The following is a 17777-nucleotide window of genomic DNA, read 5'->3' as shown; positions in this document are numbered from 1 at the left end:
GGTTATGATGTGACCACGCATCGCGCCGCGCCGCTGCTGTCAACGCACCAGCGACAAACCAGCGGCGCACCCCAAACCCCCGCGCAGACGGGAAGAGGAGGAGACAGGCATGACCGTGGCATCCGGAAAGCTGATGTGGACGCCGTCCGCCAACTTTGCCGAGAGCAGCCAGCTGGCCGCTTTCATCACATGGCTGCGCCGCGAGCGCGGCCTCGCCTTCGATGACTACGACAGCCTCTGGCGCTGGTCGGTCACCGACATCGAGGCGTTCTGGGACGCCATCCGCGTCTACTTCGACCTCCACTTCGACACCCCCGCCCGGCGCGTGCTGGACCGCCGCACCATGCCCGGTGCGCGCTGGTTCGAAGGCGCCACGCTCAATTACGTCCAGCAGGTCTTCCGCCACGCCGGCACCGGGGAGGCACGCCAGCGCCCGGCCATCCGCCATGCCGGCGAGGCCCAGCCGCTGGCCGACGTGAGCTGGGATGCCCTGGAAGCCCAGGTCGCCTCCCTCGCCCATGCCCTGCGCGCGATGGGCGTGACGCCGGGTGACCGCGTGGCCGGCTACCTGCCCAACGTGCCGGCCACGATCGTCGCCTTCCTGGCCACGGCCAGCCTGGGCGCGGTCTGGTCCGGCTGCGCGCCGGACATGGGCCAGGTGGCCGTGATCGACCGCTTTCGGCAGATTGCGCCCAAGGTGCTGATTGCCGTCGACGGCTACCGCTACGGCGGCAAGACCTACGACCGCGCGCCGGTGATCGCCGATCTCGTCGCCGCCCTGCCCTCGCTGACCGACCTCGTGCTGATTCCGGCCATCGGCAGCGAAGTCGACGTAGCCGGCCCGGTCCGCCGCCACGACTGGGCGGAGGTGCTGGCGCATGACGAGCCGCTGCGCATCGAGCCGGTACCGTTCGACCATCCGCTCTGGATCGTCTACTCGTCCGGCACCACCGGCATGCCCAAGCCGATCGTCCATGGCCACGGCGGCATCGTCATCGAGCAGCTCAAGCTGCTGGCGTTCCACAACAACCTCGGCCCGGACGACGTCTTCCACTGGTACAGCAGCAGCGGCTGGATCATGTGGAACGCGCAGGTAGGCGGCCTGCTGCTCGGCACCACCGTGGCGCTCTACGACGGCAACCCCGCCTGGCCGGACGCCGGCGTGCTGTGGCGTTTCGTCGATGACGCGCGCGTGACGATGTTCGGCGCCGGCGCCGCGTTTTTCACCAACTGCATGAAGACCCGGCTGGAGCCGGCCGCCTTTGCCGATGTGTCCCGGCTGCGCGGGCTGGGCTCCACCGGCTCGCCGCTGCCCGAAGAGGCCTATGAGTGGATTTATCGCCACGTGCGCGCCGACATCTGGCTTGCGCCGATGTCCGGCGGCACCGACTTCGCCGGCTCGTTCGTGGCGGGCTGTCCGCTGCTGCCGGTGTACGCGGGCGAAATGCAGTGCCGCTGCCTGGGCGCCAAGGTGGAAGCCTTCGACGAACAGGGCCGGCCGATGATCGACGCGGTGGGCGAACTGGTCTGCACCGAGCCGATGCCGTCGATGCCGCTCTACCTCTGGGGCGACGCCGACGGCAAGCGCTACCGCGACAGCTACTTCGACACCTATCCGAACGCCTGGCGCCACGGCGACTGGATTCGCATCACGCCGCGCGGCGGTGCCATCATCTACGGGCGCTCGGACGCCACGATCAACCGGCATGGCATCCGCATGGGCACCAGCGAGCTGTATCGCGTGGTGGAAGAGCTTCCCGACGTGCTCGACAGCATGGTGGTCGATCTCGAATACCTGGGCCGCGAGTCGTACATGCCGCTCTTCGTCGTGCTGCGCGAGGGGAATGTGCTCGATGAGGCGCTACGCGACACGCTGCGGGCGCGGATTCGCGCCGGGCTGTCATCGCGCCATGTGCCGAATGACATCGTGCAGGTGCCCGGCGTGCCGCGCACGCTGTCCGGCAAGAAGATGGAGGTGCCGATCAAGAAGCTGCTGCTCGGCCATCCGCCGGAACAGATCGCCAACCGCGACGCAATGGCCAATCCGGACTGCCTGGACTGGTACTTTGCCTACGCGGCCACCTATCTGGCGAGGACGGCGGCCGCCTAGGGCCGGGAGAAGGATCGGAAAGGATCAGAATTCGACGTCGAGTTCGCTGATCTCGTCGGGCTCCTCGCGCGCGGCGCTGATCCACTCCTGCATCTCGGGCATGGCGAGGATGGCCTTGCAGTAGGCCACCGGCTCCGGGTCGAGCATCACGCCATAGGTGACGAAGCGCGTGACCACGGGCGCGTACATCGCGTCCGCCATGGTGCGGCGCTCGCCGAACAGGTACGGGCCGCCGTAGCGGGTCAGGCACTCGGTCCAGATCGTGACGATGCGGTCGATGTCGGCCTGGGCGCGCGACCAGACCTTAAGCCCGGGAAAATGTCCCTTGAGATTCATCGGCAAGGCGGCGCGCATCGCCGCGAAGCCGGAATGCATCTCGCCGCAGATAGCCCGGCAGTGGGCGCGCGCGACCAGGTCGTCGGGCAGCAGTCCCGCCTTGGGACGAATCTCATTGAGGTATTCGGCGATCGCCAGCGTGTCCCACACCGTCACGCCCTGATGGCGCAGGCAGGGCACGAGGATCGACGGCGACAGCAGCAGGATTTCGGCACGCGCCGCCGGATCTTCGGGCGACACCAGCACTTCCTCGAACTCCAGGCCCGCGAACCGGGCCAGCAACCAGCCGCGCAGCGACCAGGACGAATAGGTCTTGCTGCTGATGGTCAGCGTGGTCTTCGCCATCATGCCTCCTCGGCCCCCCGGGCCAGTGCGCGATGCATCGTTTGCAGTATCGGTGGCGGATGCCGCATCGCCAAGCACCCGTGCGGTGCGCGGCGCGGCACCAGTCCGAGGCCACATCACGCCACCGGAAGTGGCGCATGGCCTGTGGAAGCGCCCCTTGCCGCACTCCCTCTGCCCTGCTTGTCATGCCACTCGCCACGCGCAAGCGGCGTGCCAAGTTCAATTATCGGTGGCATATATATTGCGGCGCACTACGATTACATGAGGCGAGGCGCCATGCCGCGGAGGAAATCGAGCAATGCTCTATCAGGCCTACCAGACCTACGCGGACATGATGCAGCCGGCCTGCTCCCTGGCCGATATCGCCGCCACGCTGATCGCCGGCTATCCCGGCGCCGACGAATGCGAACCGTTGAGATCCGTCCGCGCCGCCTGCGAGGTGCTGGCGCTGGCCCGCCTGACCCACTACCGGCCGCCGTTCGCCATTCATAGCGTGCGCGTGAATGGCGACGAGGTATCGGTCGTCGAGGAAATCGTCACACGCACGCCGTTCTGCACCCTGCTGCGCTTCCGCCGCGAAGGCGCGCCCGCGCAGCCGCGCGTGCTGCTGGTGGCGCCGATGTCCGGCCACTTCGCCACGCTGCTGCGCGGCACGGTGGAAACCATGCTCCGCGACCATGACGTCTACATTACGGACTGGCACAACCCGCGCGACGTCCCGGTGCTGTACGGACGGTTTGGCTTCGATGAATACGTGCAGCACCTGATCACCTTCCTGCACGCGCTGGGCGGCCATACCCACCTGATGGCCGTGTGCCAGCCCACCGTGGCAGCGCTGGCGGCGGTGGCGCTGATGGCCGAGGACGGCGACCCGGCGCAGCCGCCGAGCCTGACGCTGATGGCTGGCCCGATCGACGCACGCGTGAATCCGACCAAGGTCAACGAGCTGGCCATGAGCCGGCCCATCGAGTGGTTCGAATCGACACTGATCGGCTACGTGCCGTGGCGCTTTCCGGGCGCCACGCGTCGCGTGTATCCGGGCTTCGTGCAGTTGATCGCGTTCATGAGCATGAACCGGGAGCGCCACGAGCAAGCCCTGCGCGACCTCTACGACCTGCGCGCACGCGGCGAGCACGACAAGGCCGATGCCATCCAGACCTTCTACGCCGAGTACTTCGCCACCATGGACCTCACGGCCGAGTTCTACCTCGAGACCGTGAGCCTCGTATTCCAGCGATTTCTGCTCGCGCAGGGCCTGCTCGACGTAGCCGGCCGCCGCGTGGCCACGCAGGCCATCCGCCGCACGGCGCTGCTCACCGTGGAGGGCGAGCGCGACGACATCTGCGCCATCGGCCAGACCATGGCGGCGCAGGACCTGTGTACGAACGTGCGCCCCTACATGCGCATGCATCACATCCAGACCGGTGTGGGGCACTACGGCGTGTTCAACGGCAGGCACTGGGAGGCGCAGGTATATCCGCTGGTGCGCGAAACGATCTACATGGCCGAATAGCGAGAATTACGGATGGCCGGTCGCGCGCGGTTCAGACCGGCACGTCGCGCCAGGATTCGGTACCGGACGACGCCCAGGGTGTGACAGCGGGCACGGGGCACGGCGCGGGCGCATCGATGGTCTTGAAATCGGCGGGGCCGACGATCTCCAGGTATTCCATGTCCGGCGAATAGTCGAACAGGTAGTGCGTAATGCCGGGCCGCTGGTGCACGCAGTCGCCGGCGGCGACCAGCGTCTCCTTGTCCTCGTACATGAAGCGCGCCCAGCCCTTGAGCATGAGCACGATGTGGAAATCCGCCACGTGCCGGTGCCAGCCGGTGCCCTGCTGCGGCGGCAGGTTGGCCTTCACCAGTTGCACGAGCACCTTGCCGTGCGTGGCATCGGCAATGCCGAGATCGCGGTAGAGGAAGAAATCTCTCAAACCCTGGTCGACAAAAGCCGTGTCGCGCGGCCGTACATGAGAAAAGTCTGTGGGGGATTGGGCCGGCGACAGCAGTGCGGTCGTCTGGCTCGGGGGGAGCTGTGACATGGTGACCTCCTGATCAGCGAAGCATGGCGGCAAGGCCCTCTTGCGCTGCAACATTCGCGCCGGGCGAGAATGGGGCGAATGTGGCGGGCAGGGACCCTCGCGCACGGGTGCGGCGGTGGCCTGCACCGGCGCTGATCGGCGGCGCGCGCCGAAACGATGCGGCCCGCCCCAAAGGGGTACCTGCGAGGCGTACCGGCGAGGCGTACCAGGGGCAAGTTGCGATACCCTCGTGGTTTTCCGAATTTCTGCGGGGGACATACGCATGGCGCGGGTCGGCATGGAACGCTTTCAAGGGCAGGATCTGGTGCGCATCGGCACGGGTGACAACTACCTGCTGCTGGCGCCGGCGCATGGCGGCCGACTGGTGCGATGGGTCCATCGCGGCCAGGACATCCTTTACTGGCCGGACGATGCCGACTGGTCCCGCGTGGCCAAGGTGCGCGGCGGCAACCCGCTGCTGTTCCCGTTTATCGGCCGGCATTTCGTCGACGGCGAACCGGGGAAATGGCGCGATGCCGACGGCCTGGTACGCGAGCTTCCCCAGCACGGCTTTGCCCGCGACATGGCGTTCGCGGTATCGGATTTCTCCGAGTCTGCGGTGAGCATGACGCTGGCTTCGTCCGATGCGACACGGGCGGGCTATCCGTTCGACTTCGTCTTCACGGTTAGCTACCGGCTCGTGCCCGAAGGGCTGGAGGCAGAACTGGAGGTCAGGAACACAGGCTCGGCGCCGCTGCCGTGGTACGCCGGCCATCATTTCTACTTCGCGCTGCCTCACGCGGAGCGGTCGGCAAGCCGACTGTCCCTGCCGCCGGCAGACCGCGTGCGGCAAACCCCGGACGGCGGCCTGACCGGCGCCGAACCGGGCGAGCGCACCTACCGACTGGATGACGCCCGGCTGCAGGACACCTTCCACGTCCTGCGCGGGCCGGGCACGTTGCGGCTGCAGATGCCCGCGCGAGAGATCGACTTCGTCCTCAATGTCCCGGGGCGTGCGCCATGGCACGCGATCACGACGTGGTCCGAGCGAGAAGATTCTGATTTCTACTGCGTGGAGCCGTGGCTGGGGCTGCCCAACGCGATCGGGAATGGAGAAGGACTGCGGTGGCTGGCACCGGGCAAGACGGAAGCGGCGGTCTGCCGGCTGGTGATCTGAGCCGCCGCGCGGCTATCGCAGCAGATGCTCGAAATCGAGCCCGCCGATCAACACCGCCGGATCGGCCTGGGTCCGCGTGTTCAGATCGAGCTGGCGGGCGTCCTGCCAGGCATCGAGCTTGGCCGGCAGCGCTTCCAGATAGGCGGCAAAGCGCGATTCGCCGCCCGCCTCGAACAGGCGCTCCACCTCGTAGCCATCCCAGGACAGCGTGATATCGAGCGGATGCGCATAGCGCCCGCCTCCGGTGCGGGCTGCGGCGGAGACCCGCAGGCAGGCGGGCAAATGCGGGCGGTCGGCGGGCCGCACCTCGGTCTGAAGCGTGCCGTGAGACAGCGCGTGAATGCGCGCGATAATGCGCGGCAGGAATTCGGCATTGAAACGCTGGGCGGGGGCGAGGTGCACGGCGGATGTGGAGGCTTGTGGTGACGGCTATTTTGCGCCCGCTTCGCGCTCCGTGCGCAGCCGCCTCGGAATAGTGCGAGTTCTGTTGCAGTGATCTCGCCATCACCCTGGCAGCTTGCGCTCGTCCGCCCTTCCCGCGTAGAATCGCGCTTCTTGCGGGCGTCGTATAATGGCCATTACCTTAGCTTCCCAAGCTAAAGACGTGGGTTCGATTCCCATCGCCCGCTCCACCTCTGATTGAACAAGCCGCCTCTGGCACCGGTCGATCCCCCGATCGGCACTCCGCCCGGCGGCTTTTTGTTGCCATGCTCCCCCAAGACGCCAGTACCGAACCGAAGCCGGCAGACGACGCCGAGGCCGCGTCAGACGCCCCTCGCCAGCCCGGCGAAGACGTTGCGCATCCGCGCCGCATCCGCTCGTTCGTGCGGCGCGCCGGGCGCACCTCGACCGGGCAGCAGCGCGCCATCGACGACCTTGGCCCGCGCTTCATCGTGCCCTATGCGCCCACCCCGCTCGACTGGACGGCCACCTTCGGCCGCCCGGGCCCGGCCATCCTGGAGATCGGCTTTGGCATGGGCGAGACCACGGCGCATATCGCCCAACTACGTCCGCAGGACAACTTCCTGGGCTGCGAGGTGCACGAGCCCGGCGTTGGCGCCCTGCTGAAGCTGGCCGGTGAGCGTGGCATTGAGAATGTTCGCATCATGCAGCACGATGCCGTCGAGGTCATCGCGCACATGCTGACTGAGAATTGTCTCGATGGCGTGCATATCTTCTTCCCCGATCCGTGGCACAAGAAGAAACACAACAAGCGGCGGCTGGTGCAGCCACCGCTGGTCAAGCTGCTGGCGAGCCGCCTGAAGCCCGGTGGTTATCTCCACTGCGCTACGGACTGGGAGGAATATGCCTACCAGATGGTGGAAGTGCTGTCGGGCGAACCGGCGCTGGAAAATACCTCGCAGGCGGAGGGCGGTTTTGCCGAGCGGCCGGATTACCGTCCCGTGACAAAATTCGAGAAACGCGGCGTCCGGCTCGGACACGGCGTCTGGGACGTGGTGTTCCGCAAGCGTTGATCGCCGAGGTACCGGCAGAAACAGGAAAGGCGTGGCCGATAACAGCCACGCTTTTTTTATCGCCTCACTCGGCGCGCTACCCTCAAGCGTGCCAGGACACCATCCCGGTCCACGCCGTGGCCAGCACGATAATCCCGAAGGCAATCCGGTACCACGCAAACGGCTTGAAATCGTGCGTGGCGACGAAGCGCAATAGCCAGCGCACGCACAGGAACGCCGACAGGAACGCGAAGACAAAGCCGATGCCGAAAATACCGAGGTCGTCGGCGGAGAGCAGCGCGCGCGCCTTGTACAGCTCGTAGACGGTCGCGCCGAAAATCACCGGAATGGCCAGGAAGAACGAGAATTCGGTCGCCACCTGACGCGACAGGCCAAACAGCATGCCGCCGATAATCGTGGCGCCGGAGCGGGACGTGCCGGGCACCAGCGCGCAGCATTGCGCCAGGCCAACCTTCAGCGCGTCGCGCCAGTTCAGGTCATCCACCGATTCGATGCGCGGCGCCCCGGCCTTGGCCGCCTCCAGCAGCGCATTGCCCTGCGGATGCGAAACCGTGCCCCGGCGCGCATCGCGCCATTCGGCGAGCAGAATCACCACGCCGCCGACGATAAACGCCATGGCCACGCTCATCGGATTGAACAGATGGGCCTTGATCCACTTGCCGAAGACAAAGGCCAGCACAATGGCCGGCACGCTGGCCACAATAACGTTAATGGCGAAGCGCTGGGCTTTCGGATCGGACCCGAGACCACTGACGACCGCACCAATCCTGCGCCGGAATTCCCAGCACACCGCCAGAATCGCACCGAACTGAATCACGATTTCGAAGATCTTGCCCTTCTCGTCGTTGAAATCGAGTAACTGGCCGGCAAGGATCAGGTGGCCGGTACTGGAGATGGGCAGAAACTCGGTCAGTCCTTCGACGATGCCGAGGATCACGGCTTTCAGGGCAAGTGCGATATCCATGCGGATTCAGGAGAGGGTCAGGCGCGGTCCGGTCCGCGCGGTAACACGCGAACCCTCGGCATTATTATTGGAAAACCGTGTTTACGGACGATTGATCTTGACGTTGATGCCGTCCGGCAGGACCGTGATTGTACCGGGCTCCGCCGGCGCGCCAGCCAGCCGCAACTGCTCCGGCTTGAAGGTATACAGCGGATAGCCCTGCAACAGCTGCTCGGACAGGATACCGCCCAGCGCATTGAGTTGACGCGAGAACTGTGCCGGCATGCCCTGCACGTCGAACTGGCGCACCTCGGGGTCTTGCAGCACCAGCGAGTGCGAGGGCGGGTCGTAGCGCAGCGCGCTGTCCAGCGCGAAACGGCCAGTCAGCGGCTGGCGGAAGAAGAGCCGGTTGTCGATGGTGGCGTCGAACTGCACGGTCACGCGGTTGCGCGCGGGGTCGAGCGCCAACTGCGGGTTGGCGAGCTGGATATCGAACAACTCCATATAGCGCTTGTTGAACGGGAACTTGCGCTCGAGCGCCGACTGGAGCTGGCTTTGCGAGAACGTGTATTCGTTCATGAACCCACCGCAAGCCGCCAGCCATGCGGTGGCGGCAGCGGCCGTGGCGATGCCTGCGGCCGCCAGCCAGCGCCGGCGTGTCATCGCGATCATCGTAGAACCTCCAAAAGACGGGCTGCGGCCTGATGCCGATCAGGCCGCAACGGTGGATGGCGCGGTCAGCACCTCAAGCCGGGTCAGCCAGTGCAGCGCCGCGTCGCGGGAGTTGCCACACATCTCAGCCGAAGGACGCAGCCCGCCGCAGAACGCGGGCCGCCCGGGCTGGCCGAACACCGCGCAGCGCATGTCGGGTAGCAACTGGGCGCAGGGCTGCCCCGCCGGCTTGCCGTGCGGCATGCCCGGCAAAGGCGAGGTAATGGACGGCGCGATGCAGCAGGCGCCGCAACCATCGCGGCAGGAAAGTTCAGACTGGCAGGCCATGCTCAAGGTTCTGGCGCAAATGTCGTCATGCAAGACATCGGAAAAGGCACGCGAAAGGCGTCATTCTGCCTGAGAGGCCCCGTCGAACCTGCAACAAAGCGCAACCTGCGCCGGATGCGTCACAATGCGGAATGGCGCTGGCTTGACCGCTCAAGACCGCTCCTCTACATTACTGACCCACAAGTTATTTAATTTCGATGCGGTGCCACGCGGACGCGCGCCGGCCGCCTCGCGTTCCCTGCCCTGTGACCGAACTCTCGCCCAAGAAAGATCCCGACGCGCGCCGGTGGCACCGGCGCAAGGCCGCCCGCCCGCAGGAACTGGTGGCGGCCGCGCTGGAATTGTTCGTGGAGCGCGGCTACGCCGCGACCCGGCTCGAGGACGTTGCCGCCGCAGCAGGTGTCTCGAAAGGCACTGTTTACCTGTATTTCGCGAACAAGGAAGAGCTGTTCAAGACCGTCGTGCGCGAGAACATGGTGCCGGCGCTGGCCCGGGGGGGCGATCTGGTCGAGACCTACGAGGGGTCCACGCCCGAACTGCTGCGCGAGTTGCTGCTGGGCTGGTGGGGCCTGATCGGCGCCACGCGCGCCGCCGGGCTGACCAAGCTGATCATGGCTGAATCGGGCAATTTCCCGGACATCGCCCAGTTCTACCAGGACGAGGTGATGGGCCCCGGGGACGAGCTGTTCGCCCGTGTGCTGGCCCGTGGCGTGGCGCGCGGCGAGTTCCGCGAGACGCCGGCAAACCCCACCACCACGCTGATCTGCGCCCCGCTGGTCTTCCTGATGCTGTGGCAGCGCGCGTTCAGCCAGGTGGCGGTGCACGAGATCGATCCGGTGGCGTTCGTGGACCAGTTGATCCAGATGCTGCTGTTCGGCCTGACCACGGGCCCGGCCCGGGACACGCCGCTGCCGGCGAAGTCCGGCCCCTGGGTCTGGGAGCAGATCCGGGACGAAATGCTGGCCGCCCAGGCGGCCGAGCCGGCGGGCGGCGAGGACGGCTGAGCGCCGGCGCTGTGCCAACGCGCAACAACTGGCCCCGTGCAAGTCGTTGCCAATAATCTGTAAACATCCTGCGGCAGTCCGCAGGGGTAAAATGGCGGGCTCTCCGCAAGCACTGGAATTGGAAGGAAAAGGCAAGATGGATCTCGAAAAAGCCCGCTTCAACATGATCGAACAGCAAATTCGTCCGTGGGACGTGCTGGACCAGGAAATCCTGGACCTGCTGGCCGTGGTCAAGCGCGAGCAGTTCGTGCCGCAGGCATACGCCGCGCTGGCTTTCGTCGACATGGAGATCCCACTGCCGGCCGGTCAGAACATGCTGGCCCCGCGCGTGGAAGCCCGCCTGCTGCAGGACCTGAACGTGCGCAAGCATGAGAATGTTCTGGAAATCGGCGCCGGCTCCGGCTACATGGCCGCCCTGCTGGCCAACCGCGCCCGCCATGTGCTGACCGTGGAAATCGTGCCCGAACTGGCCGAACTGGCCCGCCAGAACCTGGCCGCCGCCGGCGTGAGCAACGCCGAAGTGGCCGAAGGCAATGGCGCCGAGGGCTGGGCTGTCGCCGCACCGTACGATGTGATCTGCGTGTCGGGCTCGGTGCCGGAGATTCCGCAGTCGCTGCTGTCGCAGGTCAAGGTGGGCGGCCGCATCGCGGTCATCGTCGGCACCGCGCCGGTGATGGAAGCGCGCATCATCACCCGCACCTCGGAAGCCGGCTACCAGTCGGTGAACCTGTTCGAGACGCTGGTCAAGCCGCTGCAAGGCGCCGCCCAGCCGTCGCGCTTCCAGTTCTGAGCCGCCGGGAGCCACCATGCAGGTCATTACCGCCCCCGAACTCGCGCAATGGCTGGCTGACGCCGGCCGCGCCAAGCCGGTGCTGCTCGATGTGCGCGAGGATCTCGAGATCCGCACCGCCGCGATGCCCGGCATCACCCACATCCCGATGGGCCAGATTCCGGCCCGCCTCGGCGAACTCGACGACGAAGCGCAAATCGTCTGCATCTGCCACCACGGTGCGCGCAGCATGCAGGTAGCCAGCTTCCTCGAGCGCCAGGGCTACGCCAACGTCTACAACCTGACCGGCGGCATCCACGCGTGGTCCACGCAGGTGGACCCGTCCGTTCCGCAGTATTGAGGGAGGCGGTCCGGGCGTTTGTCCGGACCCCGCTGTCACGCCGCCCCTCGCAAATCGCTCGCCTCTGCAGTAGCACCCGTAGACCAACAAGAACGATGGCCGCGCGCCCGCTGGCCGAGCTGGAGATGTCATGAGTTTCGCGCTTCTCGCCGTGCCCGGTGCAGCCAGGAAACCCCTGGCGCTGGCCGTGTCCCTGCTGGCCCTGCTGCATGTTCCGGCCGCTGCGGGGGCGGACCTGCTCCAGGTCTACCGCGATGCGCAAGCCAATGACGCCCAGTTCGCGAGCGCCCGCTCACAACTGCTGGCCACGCGCGAGCGCCTGCCCCAGGCACGCGCCGGCCTGCTACCGCAGGTGCTCGGCACGGCGGGCGTGCAGCGCACCATGGCCGACTACAGCTCGCCCGTGGACGTCACGCGCTACTTCAATGCCAACACCTGGGCGCTGCAACTGACGCAGCCGCTGTTCCGCTGGGATCGCTGGGAGACGTACAAGCAGGGCGAACTGGCCACGCTGGCCGGTGAAGTCACGTTCCAGCAGGCGCAGCTCGACCTGATCACGCGGGCCTCCCAGGCGTATTTCGACGTGCTGGCCGCGCAGGACAACCTGTACCTGGCCGGCGCCCAGAAGAAGGCCATCGGCGAGCAACTCGAGCAGGCCAAACGCAATTTCGAGGTGGGCACGGCCACTATTACCGATGCCAACGACGCCCAGGCCCGGTACGACCTGGCCACGGCCACCGAGATTTCGGCCCGGAGCGCGCTCGAAGTGGCACGCGCGTCGTTGCAGCAGATCACCGGCAAGCCGGTCGACGAACTGATGGGGCTGCGCCCCGAGGCGGCCATTCCGGGCCCGATGCCGGCCGACGTGAACGCCTGGGCCGCGCAGGCGGAGCAGACCAACCTTCAGGTAGGCGTGGCCGGCTACAACCTCGAGACCGCCCAGCGGGAATCGAACAAAGCCCGGGCCGGCCACCTGCCGTCCGTCGACCTCGTTGCGTCGTACGGCTATACCAACGCGCAAGGCACGGCCACCCAGCTCAGCAATGTCGGCAGCCGCTACAACTCGGGCGTGGTCGGCGTGCAGCTGAGCATTCCGATCTACGCCGGCGGACAGATCCAGTCGCGCGTGCGCGAGACGCTGGCGCTGGCCGACAAGGCCGCCAGCGACCTCGAATTCGCCCGCCGCACGGCCGCACAGACCGCGCGGCAGACATACTCGGGGGTGTCCAACGGGCTGGCGCAGGTCAAGGCGCTCGAGGCCGCCGAACGCTCGGCGCAGAGCGCGGTGGAATCGAACCAGCTGGGCTACGAGGTGGGTGTGCGCATCAATATCGATGTGCTGAATGCCGAGGCGCAGCTGTTCTCGACCCGCCGCGACCTGGCCAAGGCCCGCTACGACACAATCATGAACGGGCTGCGCCTGAAGGCATCGACGGCGGTGCTGAGCGAGGAAGACGTCGTGCAGATCAATACGCTGCTGACGTCGGTGCCGGGGGCGATGTACAAGCTGCCGGAGAAGGCGCGGGTGGGGTCGGCGTCCGCCCCGGCCCGCAAGCGCGCCGAGCAGGGCCGGCGCGAAAGCCCGGTTCCGGGGGCTACGCCGCGGTCCTGACCGCGTGCGACTCGCCCGGTGCAGCGGCGGCCTTGGGCTGGCCGGTAGGTGTGGCCGCATTGGAGAGCCGGGTGACCCAGGCCTCACGCCCCGCCAGCCCCAGCAGCATGCCAATGGCGCCGGCGTAGAACACCACGTTGGCCTGATGGGCGGTCGTCACCTGCGTCAGGCCTGAGATCAGCGACGCCATCACGACCGCCAATCCCGCGCCACCCAGACTCACCCCCGCATAGTTGTTGTCGGCATGGCAGGTGCGCAGTGCGCGCCAGAACAGGCCGGCGGGGACCAGGAACAGGGTCAGCGTGGCCAGCAGGCCGGGGATACCGGTAGTGGCCGCCGCCTCGACCAGATCATTGTGGGCGTGCTCCAGTCGGCACGCGTCCGACTCCCGCCGCTGCTCGCAATACGGGTCCGCGCGCAGAATCCGCGCAAACTGCCCCACGCCGGCGCCCGCCCACGGGTGCTCGACAAAGTACTGCATCCCAACCTTCCACATCATCAGCCGCGCGCCGACCGACGACTCCACATTGCCATGCTGGAACTGCTGCACCTCCTTGACCGCCAGATCCACCCGTTTTGCCACCGGGCTGCCCGGAATCTGGTACAGGCCGATGAGCAGCGCGGCAACGCCGCCCAGCGCGAACATGAACATCCGCGCGCTGAAGCGACGATAGCGGACCAGCAGCAGCGGGAAGAGCGTAACCAGCATGCCGATCATCGCGCCCCGGGTGCCGTTCATGACCAGGATGGGGAGCGCGCAGAGCACGTTGAACCATGCCTCGGCATGGTCACGGCGGGAGTCCCCGGGCCGCGCGAACCCCACCAGGGCCAGCGCCGCCACCATGTTGGCGAAGGCGATGGCCTGGGTCCAGGCCGAGGGCCGGTCCAGATCCAGCTGGATTTTCTGGTAAGCGACGATCAGCAGGGCAAGGAACAGGCCGATGGTGATGCCCCGCCACAGCAGGGCCGGATTCGGCGCGGCGCGGAAGATCACCCAGCAGGCAAGGACGGAAAGCAGGGTGCGGGAGGGATTGTCGATCACATCCCACGGCGTGTTGTGGAGAAACTTCGACACCACATAGACGCCGATGAAGGCGAGCACTGACATCGCCAACGGCCGCAAAATTGTGACGTGTTGCCGCCACGCGCGCCCCATCTCATCCCATCCCAGCAAGGCCAGCACGCCAACCCCGGCCAGAAATACCCCGGCTCCGCGCGGTACACACAGGATCAACACCGGAAACACGAATACCAGGAGGTCCGCCAGGGAGGACACCCAATGTTTGGGGAAAGACATATCAGCTTGTTTGAGACGGCAATACGGCCGGCGTCCGTGCGCTAGAGATAGCCCGGCATTCTAAACGATCGACCAGGTCAACCCCCGCGCTTGCGCTCCTCCACGCTCAACAGCTGCCAGCGGATGGCCGAGGCATCGGCGGGCGGATTCGGCACCTGGTACTCGCGCACACGCAGCTTGTAGCTCACGCCGGATTCGAAGTCCAGGCCCTCGATTGGCCCGTACCAGAGTTGCCACGGGGCATCGGGCGATTCGCGCCAGCGGTAGCACTGCATGCGGCCCGCGCCCGAGCACTCCACGCGCTGGGAGTCGATATAGACGATCTTCTCGTGCCCCGCTGCGGCGTCCGCCTTGGCGCCGCGCCGGCCCACGCCTTCTCGTTCAACAAATTGCAGCAGATCGCCGTCGGCGGTCTTCCAGATGATCTGGCGCCCCGTGGCGCCGGCGGATGGCTGCGTGCCGACCGTCGTGAATGGCGATTGCATCGCCTTCAACAGCGCGCCCTCCACCTCCATCCGCATGCCCGTGCAGGCCATCCGGGTGCCGGCGATGCGGTCGAAGCGGATGCCGGAGCTGGTCTTGCCATACCCGCCGGTGAAGCGGTTGCAGCCGCTGGTGCCGCTCACCGTGCCTTGCGAGGCGTCGATGCCGTCATTGAATTCGAAGATGACCGGCTGGCCGTTGTCGCCATGCGGAATGTCACGGACGGTGCCATCGGCGTTCTGCCAGCGGATCAATTCCCAGCGGCTCGGACCGCCGGCGCGGGTTTCGTTGAGGCTGGCGTTGGCCGATGCCTGGTCGGGTGCCGGGCCGGTGGCGCAGCCGGCCACCGCCGCCACGGCACCGAGCATCAATGTTGCGAAAACACCACGCATGGAGAAGGGATGTTGCATCGATCGAGCTCCTGATTGCGCATGCCGCGATAAAGCGGTGGATGTCGCACTTTTCCTCACTATGCAACCAGTGTAGACGCCCGCGTGGCGCCTGTATGTCAGCGCAACACTGGCGCGACGGCTGCCAAAGTGCGCTGCGTGGCACCCCGATGCAGCCCGGCGAACGTCAGCGCATGGGCGCGCATGTCGGCCAGACGCGCTTCATCGGCCAGCACGGCCGAGGCGGCGGCCATCAGGGCGTCGGCATCGGCCACGCGCAGGCAGGCGCCGGCGGCGATGGCATCCTCGGTGGCCTGGGCAAAGTTGAAGGTGTGCGGGCCCATCAGCACAGGCGTGCCGACGGCGCAGGCCTCGATCAAATTCTGTCCACCGAGCGGGATCAGGCTGCCGCCGATATAGGCGATATCCGAGGCGGCGTAGTACATCGCCATCTCGCCCATGGAGTCGCCGAGCACGATGTCGGCCGTGATCGGGGCGTCGAGGGCGTCCACATCCAGCTGGCTGCGGCGCTGCACGCTGAAGCCGGCACGCGTGGCCAGCGCAGCTACCTCGTCAAACCGCTGCGGATGGCGCGGCACCAGCAGCAGCGCGGGACGCGCCGCGCCGGGCCAGCGCGCGAAGGCGTCCAGGATCAGGGGCTCCTCCCCTTCTCGCGTGCTCGCGGCGGCCAGCACGTGGCGGGCGCCGAACGCGCGGCGCAGGGTATGGCCGCGCGCGATGCCGGCTTCCGGCGGCTGCATGTCGAACTTGAGGTTGCCGGTCACCTGCACGGCCTTCACGCCGAGCGCGCGATAGCGCTCGGCATCGCCAGCCGTCTGGGCCAGCACCGCCGTGAAATCGTTATACAACGAGGCCGCCGCGCCGCCGAAGCGCGCTGTCCGCCGATAACTGCGCGGCGACAGCCGGGCATTGACCAGGAACAGCGGCACGCCCACCCGGCGCGTGACGTGGACCAGGTTGGGCCAGACCTCGGTCTCCATGATCAGCCCCGCCTCGGGCCGGAAGTAGGCCAGGAAGCGGCGCACCAACGCCGGCACGTCGTACGGCAGGTAGCACTGCTGCACGCGCGGGTTGTCGCCATAGAGCTGCTGACCGGTCTGGCGGCCGGTCGGCGTCATGTGGGTCAACAAAATACGATGACGGGGATACGCAGCCAGCAGCGCGTCGAGCAGCGGCTGCGCGGCGCGCGTCTCGCCGACGGACACCGCATGAACCCAGAGCCACGGCCCGCTGGCCGACAACCCGCCATATCGGCCAAGCCGCTCCCCGATGTGGCGGCGATAGCCGGGTTCCTTGCGCGACCGCCAGACCAGGCGCAGCAGCGCCAGTGGGAGGATCACCCCCCACAACAACGTGTAAACCAGACGAAGCATCAGGCAGGCACTCCGCGTACCCGCACGGCGGCGGCGTAGACCTCATCGACGGACGGCACGATGCCGTCGTCGCCCACATTGGCGATGCGGTCGGACCAGTAGCCTTCGGTCTTCCAGCGCCAGGTGGCAGTGTAGATCTCGACGGTGGGCCGGCACAGCGCTGCGGCGATGTGCACGAGGCCGGTATCCACGCCGATGACCACCTCGGCCCGGTTGATCAGGCCAAAGCCCTGCATGACCGAGAAGCGCGGCAGCACCTGCGCGCCGGGCATGCCGGTGGCCAGCGCCTCGGCATCGCGGCGTTCCGACTCGCTGCCCCAGGGCAGCAGCACGGTCAGCCCCTCGGCGTGCAGCTTCTGGCCCAGCGCGTGCCAGCTCGCCACTGGCCAGCGCTTCTTCGCGCCGGCCGTGGCGTGGAAACAGACCGCGTACCGGGCCGGCAGCCCGGCCCAGAGCGGATCATCGGCATGCAGCGACGTTGCCGCCGGGCCGAAGAAGCGCGGCAGCTCCGGCGGCGTGCCGCCCGTCAGCGCGGCCCCAAGCAGGCGCGAGCGCCGCACCGAATGGGTCTGACGCGGCACCTTGACCGGCGCGGTATAGAACAGGCGCGACGCCGGCTCGTAGCCGGAGCCCTGCGTGGCATTGCCAAGCCCGATCACGGGCGCGCCAGCCGTGCGCGCGGCGGTGCGCGCCACGATGGCGGTCTTCAGCAGGCCCTGGGTCTCGAGCACCGCGTCATAGGGCCGCGCGCGGATCGCATCGCGCAGCGCGCCGACTTCGGCCCAGGTATCGCCCTGCCAGAACCGCTTGCGCCAGCGGCGCAGCGCGAACGGAATCACGCGGTGGACGTCCGGCAGCAGCCGCACCAGGTCGACATAGCCCTCTTCCACCACCCAGTCGATCTCGGCATCGGGCCAACGCGCGCGCAAGTCGTGGATGAGGGGCATGTTGTGCACCACATCGCCCAGCGACGACACCTTGACGACCAGGATGCGCGGCCGGGCCGGCAACGCGAACGGCGAGCTCACGACCATCGGCGCCGCAAGCGGCGCGGTTGGGTTC

At 67.2% G+C, this 17777-nt stretch carries 18 protein-coding genes and 1 tRNA gene; 9 read left to right on the top strand and 10 right to left on the bottom strand.

The genetic code is table 11. The annotated features are described in order from the left end of the window. Positions 1-109 precede the first annotated feature (109 nt). Positions 110-2110: an acetoacetate--CoA ligase gene (locus KHO18_RS11535; protein ID WP_211943226.1), complete on the top strand. Its 2001-nt coding sequence runs from the start codon at positions 110-112 to the stop codon at positions 2108-2110. 24 nt (positions 2111-2134) lie between these two features. On the opposite strand, the gene KHO18_RS11530 is transcribed toward KHO18_RS11535, so the two are convergent. Next, entirely contained in the window at positions 2135-2791 is a 657-nt protein-coding gene (locus KHO18_RS11530) for a glutathione S-transferase family protein (protein ID WP_144198129.1), read from the bottom strand. A gap of 298 nt (positions 2792-3089) precedes the next feature. Here KHO18_RS11530 and KHO18_RS11525 point away from each other — a divergent pair, with 298 nt between their 5' ends. Continuing rightward, positions 3090-4304, top strand: a complete 1215-nt coding sequence (locus tag KHO18_RS11525; protein WP_211943225.1) for a polyhydroxyalkanoate depolymerase — start codon at positions 3090-3092, stop codon at positions 4302-4304. Positions 4305-4335: 31 nt separating this feature from the next. On the opposite strand, the gene KHO18_RS11520 is transcribed toward KHO18_RS11525, so the two are convergent. Further along, positions 4336-4833: a cupin domain-containing protein gene (locus tag KHO18_RS11520; RefSeq protein ID WP_144198022.1), complete on the bottom strand. Its 498-nt coding sequence runs from the start codon at positions 4831-4833 to the stop codon at positions 4336-4338. 277 nt (positions 4834-5110) lie between these two features. Between KHO18_RS11520 and KHO18_RS11515 the strand changes: the two genes are divergently transcribed. Beyond that, positions 5111-5989 (top strand): aldose epimerase family protein, encoded by an 879-nt coding sequence (locus KHO18_RS11515; protein WP_244844716.1) that lies wholly within the window; start codon positions 5111-5113, stop codon positions 5987-5989. A gap of 12 nt (positions 5990-6001) precedes the next feature. Here the strand turns inward: KHO18_RS11515 and KHO18_RS11510 are convergent, their stop codons facing one another. Beyond that, a complete protein-coding gene (locus KHO18_RS11510; RefSeq protein ID WP_144198020.1) occupies positions 6002-6391 on the bottom strand; it encodes a DUF5594 family protein in 390 nt (129 codons plus the stop codon). Positions 6392-6546: 155 nt separating this feature from the next. On the opposite strand from KHO18_RS11510, the gene KHO18_RS11505 reads away from it, so the two are divergent. Both KHO18_RS11505 and trmB read left to right on the top strand, forming a co-directional pair. Next, positions 6547-6621 (top strand) — tRNA-Gly (locus KHO18_RS11505). A 75-nt stretch (positions 6622-6696) separates the two neighbouring features. Beyond that, positions 6697-7464 (top strand): tRNA (guanosine(46)-N7)-methyltransferase TrmB, encoded by a 768-nt coding sequence (trmB, locus tag KHO18_RS11500; RefSeq protein ID WP_144198019.1) that lies wholly within the window; start codon positions 6697-6699, stop codon positions 7462-7464. Between the two features lie 82 nt (positions 7465-7546). On the opposite strand, the gene KHO18_RS11495 is transcribed toward trmB, so the two are convergent. The 3 genes from KHO18_RS11495 to KHO18_RS11485 form a co-directional block, all read right to left on the bottom strand. Beyond that, positions 7547-8428 (bottom strand): undecaprenyl-diphosphate phosphatase, encoded by an 882-nt coding sequence (locus tag KHO18_RS11495; protein WP_144198018.1) that lies wholly within the window; start codon positions 8426-8428, stop codon positions 7547-7549. A gap of 81 nt (positions 8429-8509) precedes the next feature. Next, a complete protein-coding gene (locus tag KHO18_RS11490) occupies positions 8510-9079 on the bottom strand; it encodes a DUF1439 domain-containing protein (protein WP_144198017.1) in 570 nt (189 codons plus the stop codon). Between the two features lie 39 nt (positions 9080-9118). Next, the gene (locus KHO18_RS11485) at positions 9119-9406 is read right to left on the bottom strand and encodes a YkgJ family cysteine cluster protein (protein ID WP_144198016.1); all 288 of its coding nucleotides are present in this window, start codon (positions 9404-9406) and stop codon (positions 9119-9121) included. A 245-nt stretch (positions 9407-9651) separates the two neighbouring features. On the opposite strand from KHO18_RS11485, the gene KHO18_RS11480 reads away from it, so the two are divergent. The 4 genes from KHO18_RS11480 (at position 9652) to KHO18_RS11465 (ending at position 13152) form a co-directional block, all read left to right on the top strand. Further along, complete coding sequence (locus KHO18_RS11480) at positions 9652-10410, top strand: TetR/AcrR family transcriptional regulator (protein ID WP_244844715.1); 759 nt, start codon at positions 9652-9654, stop codon at positions 10408-10410. A 136-nt stretch (positions 10411-10546) separates the two neighbouring features. Continuing rightward, on the top strand, positions 10547-11200 hold the full coding sequence (locus KHO18_RS11475; RefSeq protein ID WP_144198014.1) for a protein-L-isoaspartate O-methyltransferase family protein: 654 nt from the start codon (positions 10547-10549) through the stop codon (positions 11198-11200). Positions 11201-11216: 16 nt separating this feature from the next. Next, on the top strand, positions 11217-11540 hold the full coding sequence (locus tag KHO18_RS11470) for a rhodanese-like domain-containing protein (RefSeq protein WP_092290575.1): 324 nt from the start codon (positions 11217-11219) through the stop codon (positions 11538-11540). Positions 11541-11670: 130 nt separating this feature from the next. Next, positions 11671-13152, top strand: coding sequence for a TolC family outer membrane protein (locus tag KHO18_RS11465; protein WP_211943223.1), 1482 nt, complete (start codon positions 11671-11673; stop codon positions 13150-13152). On the opposite strand, the gene KHO18_RS11460 is transcribed toward KHO18_RS11465, so the two are convergent. The 4 genes from KHO18_RS11460 to waaC all read right to left on the bottom strand — a co-directional run bounded on the left by KHO18_RS11460 (position 13136) and on the right by waaC (position 17749). Next, positions 13136-14260, bottom strand: a complete 1125-nt coding sequence (locus KHO18_RS11460) for an O-antigen ligase family protein (protein ID WP_244844714.1) — start codon at positions 14258-14260, stop codon at positions 13136-13138. The genes KHO18_RS11465 and KHO18_RS11460 overlap by 17 nt on opposite strands. Before the next feature lie 266 nt (positions 14261-14526). Next, positions 14527-15324 (bottom strand): DUF4377 domain-containing protein, encoded by a 798-nt coding sequence (locus tag KHO18_RS11455; RefSeq protein ID WP_377732522.1) that lies wholly within the window; start codon positions 15322-15324, stop codon positions 14527-14529. 116 nt (positions 15325-15440) lie between these two features. Beyond that, on the bottom strand, positions 15441-16715 hold the full coding sequence (waaA, locus tag KHO18_RS11450; protein ID WP_144198010.1) for a lipid IV(A) 3-deoxy-D-manno-octulosonic acid transferase: 1275 nt from the start codon (positions 16713-16715) through the stop codon (positions 15441-15443). Further along, on the bottom strand, positions 16715-17749 hold the full coding sequence (gene waaC, locus KHO18_RS11445; protein ID WP_377732524.1) for a lipopolysaccharide heptosyltransferase I: 1035 nt from the start codon (positions 17747-17749) through the stop codon (positions 16715-16717). The genes waaA and waaC overlap by 1 nt, the downstream gene beginning before the upstream one ends. Positions 17750-17777 lie beyond the last annotated feature (28 nt).

Source organism: Cupriavidus campinensis (assembly GCF_905397395.1).
Classification (GTDB): domain Bacteria; phylum Pseudomonadota; class Gammaproteobacteria; order Burkholderiales; family Burkholderiaceae; genus Cupriavidus; species Cupriavidus campinensis.
Note: the sequence above shows the minus strand (reverse complement) of the source record. Positions and strands in the feature narration are given on the sequence as shown.